The sequence below is a fragment of the Aminobacter niigataensis genome, assembly GCF_014200015.1.
GTDB classification, from domain to species: Bacteria; Pseudomonadota; Alphaproteobacteria; order Rhizobiales; family Rhizobiaceae; genus Aminobacter; species Aminobacter niigataensis.
The window spans coordinates 1,573,146-1,585,029 of sequence record NZ_JACHOT010000001.1 but is presented as its reverse complement, the minus strand read 5'-3'; the positions used below and the strand labels follow the sequence as shown (position 1 = coordinate 1,585,029).

11 protein-coding genes are annotated in these 11,884 nt (G+C 62.1%); 4 read left to right on the top strand and 7 right to left on the bottom strand.

What is annotated here, in order from left to right; all coding sequences use genetic code 11:
• Positions 1-69 precede the first annotated feature (69 nt).
• Positions 70-486: a GNAT family N-acetyltransferase gene (locus tag GGQ99_RS08080; protein WP_183261876.1), complete on the top strand. Its 417-nt coding sequence runs from the start codon at positions 70-72 to the stop codon at positions 484-486.
• A 149-nt stretch (positions 487-635) separates the two neighbouring features.
• Positions 636-2,426 (top strand): aspartate--tRNA ligase, encoded by a 1,791-nt coding sequence (gene aspS, locus GGQ99_RS08075; protein WP_183261874.1) that lies wholly within the window; start codon positions 636-638, stop codon positions 2,424-2,426.
• 86 nt (positions 2,427-2,512) lie between these two features.
• Here aspS and GGQ99_RS08070 read toward each other — a convergent pair whose 3' ends face one another.
• Positions 2,513-3,706: a hypothetical protein gene (locus GGQ99_RS08070; protein ID WP_183261872.1), complete on the bottom strand. Its 1,194-nt coding sequence runs from the start codon at positions 3,704-3,706 to the stop codon at positions 2,513-2,515.
• A 272-nt stretch (positions 3,707-3,978) separates the two neighbouring features.
• On the opposite strand from GGQ99_RS08070, the gene parC reads away from it, so the two are divergent.
• Together parC and GGQ99_RS08060 are read left to right on the top strand one after the other, a co-directional pair.
• A complete protein-coding gene (parC, locus tag GGQ99_RS08065; RefSeq protein WP_183261870.1) occupies positions 3,979-6,285 on the top strand; it encodes a DNA topoisomerase IV subunit A in 2,307 nt (768 codons plus the stop codon).
• A gap of 134 nt (positions 6,286-6,419) precedes the next feature.
• Positions 6,420-7,649 (top strand): AI-2E family transporter, encoded by a 1,230-nt coding sequence (locus tag GGQ99_RS08060; protein ID WP_183261868.1) that lies wholly within the window; start codon positions 6,420-6,422, stop codon positions 7,647-7,649.
• An 18-nt stretch (positions 7,650-7,667) separates the two neighbouring features.
• Here GGQ99_RS08060 and GGQ99_RS08055 read toward each other — a convergent pair whose 3' ends face one another.
• The 6 genes from GGQ99_RS08055 to hemB all read right to left on the bottom strand — a co-directional run bounded on the left by GGQ99_RS08055 (position 7,668) and on the right by hemB (position 11,787).
• On the bottom strand, positions 7,668-8,567 hold the full coding sequence (locus GGQ99_RS08055) for a DMT family transporter (RefSeq protein WP_425486780.1): 900 nt from the start codon (positions 8,565-8,567) through the stop codon (positions 7,668-7,670).
• 52 nt (positions 8,568-8,619) lie between these two features.
• Positions 8,620-9,375 carry an arginyltransferase gene (locus GGQ99_RS08050; RefSeq protein WP_108608502.1) on the bottom strand — a complete coding sequence of 252 codons (756 nt, stop codon included), beginning with the start codon at positions 9,373-9,375 and terminating at the stop codon, positions 8,620-8,622.
• A 140-nt stretch (positions 9,376-9,515) separates the two neighbouring features.
• Complete coding sequence (locus tag GGQ99_RS08045; protein WP_183261865.1) at positions 9,516-9,986, bottom strand: RDD family protein; 471 nt, start codon at positions 9,984-9,986, stop codon at positions 9,516-9,518.
• 66 nt (positions 9,987-10,052) lie between these two features.
• Complete coding sequence (locus GGQ99_RS08040; protein ID WP_183261862.1) at positions 10,053-10,409, bottom strand: HepT-like ribonuclease domain-containing protein; 357 nt, start codon at positions 10,407-10,409, stop codon at positions 10,053-10,055.
• Positions 10,409-10,705, bottom strand: coding sequence for a nucleotidyltransferase family protein (locus tag GGQ99_RS08035; RefSeq protein WP_183261860.1), 297 nt, complete (start codon positions 10,703-10,705; stop codon positions 10,409-10,411). Before GGQ99_RS08035 ends, GGQ99_RS08040 begins: the two co-directional genes overlap by 1 nt.
• A gap of 50 nt (positions 10,706-10,755) precedes the next feature.
• A complete protein-coding gene (gene hemB, locus GGQ99_RS08030; protein ID WP_183261858.1) occupies positions 10,756-11,787 on the bottom strand; it encodes a porphobilinogen synthase in 1,032 nt (343 codons plus the stop codon).
• Between the last annotated feature and the right edge of the window lie 97 nt (positions 11,788-11,884).

Genomic DNA, 11,884 nt, shown 5'->3' with positions numbered 1-11,884 from the left:
GTGTCGAGCGCCGAGACGGTTAGCTTGCGCGCCTGTCGTCCCGACGGATGGCGAGAGCGGGAGCTGATGATGACGACACTGACGGTCAGCACGAGCATCGATCGGGAGACAGCACAGCTGATCGGCGAAGGCCTGAACGCCTACAACTACGAGACGGCGGGGCCCCACAATGAGCAGGATTTGTGGATCGTCGCGCGCGACGAGGACGCTTCGCTCGCTGGCGGATTGAAGGGCTCGTCCGAATATTCGTGGCTTTTCGTGGAATGGCTCTGGATCAGCTCGAAACATCGCAACCGGGGTCTCGGCGTGCAGTTGCTTGGCAGGGCCGAAGAGGTCGCCAGGCAAAGGGGTTGCGTCGGCGTTCATCTCGATTCGTACACCTTTCAGGCGCCGGAGTTTTACAAGCGGCTGGGCTATGAGGAGTTCGGCCGTATCGATGACTATCCGGCAGGCCATTCGCGCGTCTGGCTGAAGAAGCGCCTTTAACTGGTGCGTTCTGCGTAGCGGAACCGCCCGAACCGGTGGCTTTACCTTGACAAAACCGGGCACCCATGCGCTTTTCCCGCCAAATTTCGGCCCGGGCGCATCGGACGCCTCGACGCCGTATGACAACAGCCCGAACCGGAATATTTGCCATGCACCGTTACCGCAGCCACACCTGCGCTCAATTGAGGAAATCCGACGTCGGTTCCGCCGTCCGCCTGTCCGGCTGGGTGCATCGCGTGCGAGATCACGGCGGCCTGCTGTTCATCGACATGCGCGACCACTACGGCCTGACCCAGATCGTCGCCGATCCCGATTCGCCGGCCTTCAAGGTCGCCGAGACCGTCCGTGGCGAGTGGGTCATCCGCGTCGATGGCGAGGTCAAGGCGCGCATGGCCGAGGCCGTCAACGGCAACCTGCCAACCGGTGAGATCGAGGTTTTCGCCGGCGAGATCGAGGTCTTGTCGCAGTCCAAGGAATTGCCGCTGCCGGTGTTCGGCGAACCCGAATACCCCGAGGACATCCGTCTCAAGTATCGCTTCCTCGACCTGCGCCGCGAGACGCTGCACAAGAACATCGTGGCCCGCACCAAGATCATCGCCGAAATGCGCGCGCGCATGACCGATGAGGGTTTCACCGAGTATTCGACGCCGATCCTGACGGCATCGTCGCCTGAAGGTGCACGCGACTTCCTGGTGCCTTCGCGCATCCATCCGGGCAAGTTCTTCGCCCTGCCGCAGGCACCGCAGCAGTACAAGCAGCTTCTGATGGTCGCCGGCTTCGATCGCTATTTCCAGATCGCGCCTTGCTTCCGCGACGAAGACCCGCGCGCCGACCGCCTGCCGGGCGAATTCTACCAGCTCGACCTCGAAATGAGCTTCGTGACCCAGGAAGACGTCTGGAACACGATGGAGCCGGTGATGCGCGGCGTGTTCGAGAAGTTTGCCGACGGCAAGCCGGTGACGCAGCAGTTCCGCCGCATTCCTTACGACACCGCGCTGCGCACCTATGGCACCGACAAGCCTGACTTGCGCAACCCGATCGAGATCCAGGCCGTCACAGAGCATTTCGACGGTTCGGGCTTCAAGGTGTTCGCAGGCATGATCGCCGCCAACCCGAAGGTCGAGGTCTGGGCCATCCCGGCCAGGACCGGTGGTTCGCGCGCATTCTGCGACCGCATGAACTCCTGGGCCCAGGGCGAGGGCCAGCCGGGTCTCGGCTACATCTTCTGGCGCAAGGAAGGCGACAAGCTCGAAGGCGCTGGTCCCATCGCCAAGAATATCGGTGAAGAGCGCACCGAGGCGATCCGCCAACAGCTTGGCCTGTCGGATGGTGACGCCGCTTTCTTCGTTGCCGGCGATCCCAAGAAGTTCGTCTCGTTTGCCGGTGCTGCCCGCACCCGCGCCGGCGAGGAGCTGAACCTCGTCGACCGCGAGCGTTTCGAGCTGTGCTGGATCATCGACTTCCCGTTCTACGAATGGCTGGAAGACGAAAAGAAGATCGATTTCGCCCACAACCCGTTCTCGATGCCGCAGGGCGGCCTGGATGCGTTGAACAACCAGGACCCGCTCACCATCAAGGCCTATCAGTACGACATGGTCTGCAACGGCTTCGAAATCGCATCCGGTTCGATCCGAAACCAGTTGCCCGAGCTGATGGTCAAGGCGTTTGAGCTGACCGGCAAGTCGCGTGAAGAGGTCGAGGAGCAGTTCGGTGGTCTCTACCGCGCCTTCCAGTACGGCGCCCCGCCGCATGGCGGCATGGCTGCGGGCGTCGACCGCGTGATCATGCTTCTTGTCGGTGCGAAGAACCTGCGTGAAGTGACGCTGTTCCCGATGAACCAGCAGGCGCAGGACTTGCTGATGAATGCGCCTGCCGAAGCCTCGCCGCAGCAGCTGCGCGAGCTGTCGCTGCGCGTCGCCGTGGCCAAGAAAGAAGCTTAAGAGGCCCGCGCAAGCGACTCTTTCGATTCAACAAAAAAGCCCGGCATCGCTGCCGGGCTTTTTCCGTTTGGCCGTCTTGCCAAGGATCAATCCTGGTTGGCCGTAACCGTCAGGCCGAGCGTCTTGGGCAGTTCCTTGGGGTTGGACATGCCGCTGGCCGCCAGCAGGGCGAACGGAACCGGCGAGGCGGGCTTGGCTGCGATCTCAAGCGACTTGGGGTTGTCGAGATAGGCGGTCACGGCTGCCGTCACCTGCGCTGCCAGTTCCGGATTGTTGAGTTCCATCAGCATGAACGGCACGATCGCCTTGGCCTGGTTGGCGATGTCCTTGGCTGACATGCCCTGCTGCTTGCCGATATATTCGAGAACCTTGTTGGTCACCGAATCGTCGTCGAAGCGCACGGTCGCACCGTTGAAGGTGAGCTGCTGCATCAGGCCGAGCATGGCGAGGCCCTGAGCCGAGTTGTCGGTGCCTTCCGGCTGGTCGGCCATCTTCTTCTGCAGGTCCTGCACCGACTTGAGGAAATCGACGGTGTAGCCGCCGAGGTCGAAGGTCATGCCGAGTGTACCGGCGTCGTCGACGGTGATGTCGTAGTTCGACAGCGCCATGCGGCCGTCGGTCGGCTGCCAGGTGCCAGCCAGCTGAAAGTCGCCGCTGATGTTCTGGTAGCCGAGCGCGTCGATCGCAGCCTTCGACTGCGGGTCTTCGACGAGGCTGAGGTCGGCGGTGAATTTCTCTGCCGAACCGGTGAATTCCATGGCGTTGCCGTCGGCCGGAGGCGTCACCTCCGCCGCGAAGTTGGTCATCTGGAAGGCTTGCTTGTCGCCGATCTTGACGCTGACGTTGTCGAGATTGGCGGTCTCGTACATCAGGAACGATGCCAGCGGATCGGTCGAGCCTTCGGCCGGCAGCGACACATTGCCGATGGTCAGCGGGCTGACATCGACCTTGGTGGTACCTTCGGTGAGGCTGTAGGCCTCTGTGCTGAGGGTCTCGATCTTGTAGCCGCCATTCTCCTCGGTAATGCCGCCAAGCGTGACCTTGCCGACGGAAACCGGCTTGTCTTCCCCGGCCATCGCGATGCTTGTCCCTTCAAGCACGGTCTCGGAGGCGTCGCCCGACACGCTGGTCCAGCTGAGCGTCAGGTTCTGGGCTGCCAGGACGGCCTTGAGCCTTTCGGCTACCGCGGTCGCGTCCTGGGCCAGTGCTGCATTGAGCGGAAGCGTGAAGAGAAAGGTCGATAGAGCGAGCTTGCTGAATGCAGAGCGGTATTGCGTCATCATGGTTCCCTGAGACTTGTGAGGAATCGTTCACGCCATATCCTGTCCGTCAGGAACTGGACTGGAAAAAGGCATTCTCGCCACATTGGCCGCAATTCGGCGCAAAAGGCAATCGCTGCAATGCAACACGCGCAAAAATGGTGAACGGCAAGATGATCGCGCAATTGCTACTTTAGCGAGCGCAAAAATTTGTCTCATCCGGGCGACTGTGTCGCCCCTTGCTTTTGCCGATAAGGCTTGTCGCGAATCACCCGTTCCGCTAGTCCAAACCCATGGGAAAAGGGCTTTTGCCGCCTGGAAATGACGGTGGCGACAATATTGAACCGGTCGACCTGAAGAAGGCGCTCGAAGAGCGCTATCTGGCCTATGCGCTGTCGACCATCATGCACCGGGCCTTGCCGGATGTGCGCGACGGACTGAAGCCGGTCCATCGCCGCATCATGCATGCCATGCGGCTGCTGCGGCTCAATCCCGACCAGGGTTTCGCCAAATGCGCCCGTATCGTCGGCGAGGTGATGGGCAAGTTCCACCCGCATGGCGACCAGTCGATCTACGACGCGCTGGTGCGTCTGGCGCAGGATTTCTCCGTCCGCTACCCCCTCGTCGACGGGCAGGGCAATTTCGGTAACATCGACGGCGATAGCGCCGCGGCCATGCGTTACACCGAAGCGCGCATGACCGAGGTCTCGGTGTCGTTGCTCGAGGGCATCACCGAGGACGCCGTCGATTATCGCCCGACCTACAACGAGGAAGACGAAGAACCTGTCGTCCTGCCGGGCGCGTTCCCCAATCTGCTTGCCAACGGCTCGTCCGGCATCGCCGTCGGCATGGCGACCTCGATCCCGCCGCACAATGCCGCAGAGCTGTGCAGCGCTGCCCTCTACCTCATCGACAATCCCGACGCTTCAGTTACCGACCTGATGACCTCGCCGGGCGAATGGGATCGCATCAAGGACGATCCAGAGCTGCGCCTGAACTGCAAGGTGCGCGGCCCCGATTTCCCCACCGGCGGCAGTGTCGATGATGACTGGGCTTCCATCGTCAACGCCTACGAGACCGGGCGTGGCGGCTTCCGCATGCGCGCCATGTGGCAGCAGGAGGATCAGGGCAGGGGCACCTGGAACCTCGTTGTCACTGAAATCCCCTATGGTGTGCAGAAGTCGCGTTTGATCGAAAAGATCGCCGAGCTTTTGATCGCCCGCAAGCTGCCGCTGCTCGAAGACATCCGCGACGAAAGCGCCGAGGACATTCGTGTCGTACTCGTGCCCAAGAGCCGTACGGTCGACCCGGGCCTGTTGATGGAATCGCTGTTCAAGCTCACCGAGCTCGAGAGCCGGTTCCCGCTCAACATGAACGTGCTGTCACGCGGCAAGGTGCCGAACGTGCTGTCGCTCAAGAGCGTGTTGCGCGAATGGCTGGACCATCGCCGCGAGGTGCTGGTTCGTCGATCGAAGTTCCGCCTCGGCGAAATCGAGAAGCGCCTTGATATTCTCGGCGGCTATCTCATTGCCTACCTCAACATCGACGAGGTGATCCGCATCATCCGTGAGGAGGATGAGCCCAAGCGGGTGATGATGGCGCGCTGGGATCTGACCGATACCCAGGCCGAAGCCATCCTGAACATGCGCCTGCGGGCCCTGCGCAAGCTCGAGGAATTCGAGATCCGCAAGGAGTTCGACGCGCTCAGCACCGAGAAGAAGCAGATCGAAGCGCTGCTCGCTTCCGATGCCAAGCAGTGGTCGACGATCAAGTGGGAAGTGAGCGAGGTCCGCAAGCACTACGGTCCCGAAACCGAGCTCGGCCGTCGCCGCACCGTCTTTGCCGAAGCCCCCGACCACGACCTCACCGACATCGCGCACGCGATGATCGAGAAGGAGCCGGTCACGGTCGTCGTCTCGGAGAAGGGCTGGCTGCGAGCGATGAAGGGGCATCTGGCCGACTTCGGGCAGCTCACCTTCAAGGAAGGCGACAGCCTCAAGCTGGCCCTCCACGCCCAGACGACCGACAAGATCCTGGTCTTCACGACAGGCGGCAAGTTCTACACCATTGGCGCTGACCGCCTGCCGGGCGGCCGTGGCCATGGCGAGCCGATCCGCATCATCGTCGACATGGACAACGACCAGGACATCGTCACCGCCTTCGTCCATGAGCCCAAGCGCAAGCTGCTGCTGGTCAGCCACGAGGGCAATGGCTTCACGGTTCCCGAGGAAGAGGTTGTCGCCAACACCCGCAAGGGCAAGCAGGTGATGAACGTCAAGACGCCGGATGAAGCCAAGCGCTGTATCGCGCTTGCGGGTGATCATCTCGCCATCGTCGGCGAGAACCGGAAGATGCTGGTGTTCCCGCTCGAGCAGATCCCCGAGATGACGCGCGGCAAGGGCGTCAGGCTGCAGAAGTACAAGGATGGCGGCGTGCTCGACGTGAAGACCTTCACGATGGAGAGCGGCTTGAGCTGGCTGGATTCCGCAGACCGAACCTTCACCCGGTCACGAGAGGAACTGGTCGAGTGGATCGGAACGCGCGCCACGGCCGGACGCATGGTGCCGAAAGGCTTCCCACGCACCGGCCGCTTTGGCTAGCGTCTCGAATGCGGCAGTGCGGCAAAGTTTTCGTGCGCTGCCTCGCATAAGCCTCTATGATCTTCCCATCGGCGTCGTAAAGCGGCGCCGGGTGTCCAATCGGGTCCACTTCAGGGCCGAGGAGATCAAGGCCCTTGAAAGTGACTGAATCCCGCAAACCGGAGCGAGAGCCGAGGCTGTTCGGCCCGTCCCAGCCGATGCGCGCGGCCCTTGTGCCGCCCTTGTCGGCGGCGCGCTGGCTGCTGGTGCTGATCGTTGCCGCAGGCATCTATTTCTTTCACGGCTTCCTGGTCCCTGTTCTGGCCGCACTCGTCATCGCATTCGCCAGCTGGCCGCTCTATCGAAGGCTTCTTGCGGCGGTTGACGGCAACAGGACTGTCGGTGCGACGCTGGCGCTCCTGTTCATCGTTGCCTTCCTGGTGGTGCCGATCTCCTTTGCCGCGACCTATGCGGTCAATGAGATCCGCGAGTGGTTCGGCTGGGCGCTCGAGACCAACCGCCATGGCGCAGCGACGCCGGAATGGATCAACAATCTCCCGGTCGTCGGCGAATGGCTCAACGAGCAATGGACCCGCTATGTTGGTCATCCCGGTTCCATCGGTGAACTGATCCAGCTCGTCAGCGGCGCCAATATCGGCAGCATCTACCGCGGCGTGCTTGCTGCCGGTGGCAGCGCCTTCGGTATCATGCTGACGCTGCTGTTCATGCTGATCGCCCTGTTCTTCACCTATCGCGACGGCGAATCCTTCGTCGCGCAGCTCGACCGGCTGGGCGAGCGTATCCTGCCGATGCGCTGGGAGCGCATCTCGCGCGTCGTTCCCAAGACGATCAGCGCCACCGTCATGGGCATGACGGTGATCGCCATAGGTGAGGGCGTCGTTCTTGGCTTGGCCTACTGGGTCGCCGGTGTTCCCTCGCCGGTCACGCTCGGCGTCATCACCGGGTTCATGGCGCTCATTCCTGGCGGGGCGCCTTTGTCGTTCACGCTGGTCTCGGTCTATCTGGTTGCCAGTGGCTCGCCAGTCGCTGGTGTGGCGCTGTTTTGCTGGGGCTCAATCGAACTCTTCATCGTTGACAAGACGCTGAGGCCAAGGCTGGTCGGAGGGCCCATCAAGCTGCCCTTCTTGCCGACCTTTTTCGGTCTCATCGGCGGCGTCAAGACGATGGGCCTGCTCGGCCTGTTCATCGGCCCGGTGCTGATGGCGCTGCTGGTCGCGATCTGGCGCGAATGGATTCGCGAGATCGAGCTGAACGACGAGGCGGCGGCGATTGCGGCCAACGTGCTGCCCGAAGCGGGGGCGCCGCGCACCATTGAAGCCGTCAGCGAGGGCCTGCCCCCGGCCAAGCGAACGCAGGCAGGCTAGGGGCCCTAGGCCTGCGCTTCATGCTGCCTGCTGAACTGCCGCGCTTGCCCTGCGCTTGCGGCTTTCCGAAAGCTGCCAGGCCGAGTGGGCGACGAGCGTGACGATCAGGATCGCTCCGCCGATCAGGCTGTTGTGTGTCGGCACCTCGGCAAAGATCATCCAGACCCAGATCGGCGCAAGCACCGTCTCGAGCAGGTAGAACATCGCCACTTCCGGGCCGGAAATGTATTTCGGGCCGTTGGCGAGACAGAAGAACGAGATCGGCATGATCACTGCGCCGTTGAAGATGATCCACCATGGCGCCTCAATCTGAAAGCCGGTTCTCGAGACCATGTAGGCGGCGAGCAGGCAGGGCAGGAGAACGCCGACGAGTGCCGTGAAGCCCATGTCCTTGCCGCTGGAACGCGAAATGGTAATGGCCGAGGCAATGCAGAAAGCCGAGACAACGGCCATCAGGTCGCCGAACAGGTGGCCGGTGCCGATCGAGCTGCCGACGATGATCAGCACGCCGCCGACCATGGCCAGCATGGCGAGCATGGTCACCGGGCGCGGCCACTCCCTGAGAAAAATCCACGACAACACAGCTGCAAACACGGTGTTGAAGGCCAGGATGAACACCAGGTTGGCCGTCGAGGTGTTGTATACGGCGGTGACGAACGCGATCGAGCCGATGCCGTAGAGGACGGCGACAACCAGCCCGGCCCGGCCAGGGATGAGTTGCGGCGCGTTGCGGCTGAACGAGCGCCAGACCAACCAGATGACGATGGCAGCCAGGAACGTCACGCCGCTCCGCATCAGCAGGATCGACCAGTGATTGCCGTCGGCGAGCTTGATCAGTGGAATGTCGACTGTCAGCGCCATACCGCCTATCGCAGTCAGCAACAGGCCCTTGGAATGATTGGAATGAGTGCTTGCCACGATTTTCCCTGCCAGATGGTCTACGGCAGCGTGGAAAACGGGCCGGACGTGCTCAGATGTCGCCTTCGAAGCGCTCCCAGCCTTTCATGCCGAGATGCTCCTGAGGGGTGAAGCGTACCTTATAGTTCATCTTGCGCGACCCATTGACCCAGTATCCAAGATAGACGTGGGGCAGGCCCATGGTGCGGGCGCGGGCAATATGATCGAGGATCATGAAGGTGCCAAGCGACCGTTCGTCCATTTCAGGATTGTAGTAGGAATAGACCATCGACAGGCCGTCGGCCATCTGGTCGGTCAGCGCCACGGCCATCAGTTCGCCCTGGCCCTGACCGGTAATGAAGGTGTCGGGGCCACGGCGGCGATATTCGATCACCTTGGTGTCGACATGGGTGTCCTCGACCATCATCGCGTAGTCGAGCACGGTCATGTCGGACATGCCGCCCCTGCGGTGGCGGGCGTCGAGATAGCTGCGGAACAGCGAATATTGTTCGGTCGAGGGCTCGGCGTCATGCATGGCGCCGACAATGTCGGAATTGCGCTCGATCACGCGGCGCATGTTGCGCGTCGCCTTGAATTCCTGGGCCAGGATGCGGACGGAGACGCACGCCCTGCAGGTTTCGCAGGCTGGCCGATAGGCGATGTTCTGCGAACGCCGGAAACCACCCTGGGTCAGCAGGTCGTTCATTTCCGGGGCCTTGTCGCCGACCAGATGGGTGAAGACCTTCCGCTCGAATTGCCCTTCAAGATAGGGGCATGGGGAAGGCGCCGTCAGGAAGAATTGCGGGGAATGGGTAGGATGCTGCGTCATCGAGCGTCAGGAAGACTCCCAATCAATGTTCCCTAGCTTGGCGCTACCCGCGAAAAATTCAACATGAATGTGGAGGTAAGTGGATTCTTTGCCTTCACATTTTGGCGCAAATGCCCGTTTTGACTCGGCGAATGGCAATTTCAGCTGTCGCTGCGGCTGACAACGGTGCCAAGCAGCAGGTCGTGCAGCGTGCGCTTGCGGTCGGAAAACAGCGAAACCAGCAGGACAAGTGGCGTCAAAACCACGTTGCCGGCCCAGAAAAGCACCGAATGCACGATGGCCAGGAGGCCGTCCACCGGCCTGCCGTCGAGGCGGTCGAGTCGGATGCCCATGATTCGCATGCCGGTAGTCGCCTGGTTCGGGCCGCCGAGGGTCGTCCAGACATAGAGCAGTGCCACTGCCGGGCCGAGGATGCCGAACAGCGCCCAGCCGAGGCCGAGCGTCAGGATCCCGAGAAAGAAGACGATGATGGCAAACGGAATCAGCAGCAGGCCGACGATCAGATAGTCGACCAGGAACGCCAGCACCCGGCGCGTCCGCACGCCGTCATAGGCGCGCGAGTCCTCCAGCCTGCTGGTGATGATTTCGCCGTCCAGAACGCGTGCGGTCATTGTGCCCTCGATAGGCGGGCAAGATTGCCCGCGCAGCTTTGCAAATGGGGAAATCGACACGCGAATTCAAGATTCGTCGGTGCCGAGGTCGGCTATCAGACGCTGAACGGCGCTGCGCAAGTTCGGTAGGTGGTCGGTAACCACCGCCCAAACGATTGGATCCGCAATCTTGTGATATTCATGTCTGAGCACGTTTCCGATCCCGCGAATCTGTTTCCACGGTACTTCTGGGGCACGTTCGAAGAGTTCGTCGGGCAAATGCCGTGCAGCTTCCGAGATGATTTCGATGCCGCGTTGCACGCCGTGCTTCAGCAGCCAGTTGTCCTGGAAGTCTTGAAGCGTCTTGTTGGCGGTCGCAGCCTCGATGCCATCGAGTGCATCGAGAATTTCTGCCAGGATGGGACCGATCTTGCGCCGGACCATCAGAACACGCGGATGGCTGAGCGTTCGATGTCGTCCCTGAGTTGCGGGTGCAGGCTGTCTCGGGTGGTCACGTCCACTTCGACGGCCATGGTCTCTTCCAGCAACTGCTTGATCCCGACCAGATTGATCAGCGAGAAGCGACGCCCCGGCTCGTAGTCGATGAAAAGGTCAAGGTCGCTGCCGGATGACTGCTCGTTCCGGGCGGTCGAACCAAACAGGTAAAGCGACGTCGCGCCCATGCTGCGGATAGCATCGGCGTTCTGTTGAAGTTTCCTGACCGCCTCGGACCTGTTCATGTAGGCAGGATATAGGAAATTCAGCGCGTGTTGTAGCTGAGGCGTCCGCCTCAGCCCTTCAGCATCTCAGCCACCTCGGGCGCGAAATAGGTCAGGATGCCGTCGCAGCCCGCGCGCTTGAAGGCGAGCAGGCTTTCCAGCATCGCCTTTTCGCCATCGATCCAGCCGTTGGCGCCAGCCGCCTTGATCATCGAGTACTCGCCCGACACCTGGTAGGCGAAGGTCGGCACGCGGAACTCGTCCTTCAGGCGGCGGATGATGTCGAGATAGGGCAGGCCCGGCTTGACCATCAGCATGTCCGCGCCTTCGGCGAGGTCTTGTTCGGCCTCGCGCACGGCCTCGTCCGAGTTGGCGTGATCGATGTAGTAGGTCTTCTTGTCGCCTTTGAGCAGGCCCTGCGTGCCAATCGCCTCGCGATAGGGGCCGTAGAAGGCGGAGGCGAACTTGGTCGCATAGGACATGATCGCCACGTCCTGGAAACCGTTGTCGTCGAGCGCGTCGCGGATGGCGCCGATGCGGCCGTCCATCATGTCGGAAGGCGCGATGATGTCGGAGCCTGCAGCCGCCTGCAGTACGGCGGCCGCAGCCACCTGGGCGACGGTCTCGTCGTTGACGATGGTGCCGCCGCGCAGGATGCCGTCATGGCCGTGGCTGGTGAACGGATCGAGCGCCACATCGGTGATGATGCCGATCTCGGGCACCGCCGCCTTGAATGCGCGGGTGGCGCGGTTGATCAGGTTGTCGGGTTCGAGGATATGCGCGCCGGTCTGGTCGCGCAGGCCCATTTCGACATTGGGGAAGGTGGCGATGGCCGGAATGCCGAGCTTGGCCGCACGTTCCGCTTCCTTGACCGCGAGATCGATTGACAGGCGGAACACGCCGGGCATCGCCGGAATGGCCTCGCGCCGGTTCTCGCCGTCGATGATGAAGATCGGCCAGATCAGGTCGTCGACGCTGAGGCGGTTTTCCTGCACGAGGCGGCGCGACCAGTCGGCCTTGCGCATGCGGCGCAGGCGCCGGCTGCCGGTGATTTCGTCGACGCTGCGTGCGCCGGCTGGCTTGGCTGGGGTGAACTTGTTCATCGCTCGTCTCCGGATTGTGCAGTTTTTAGCATGCCGATTTGCCCAAGACCAAGGTGCAGGATGGGACCTGCGGCATTGACGCACCCACGCGCAGCAC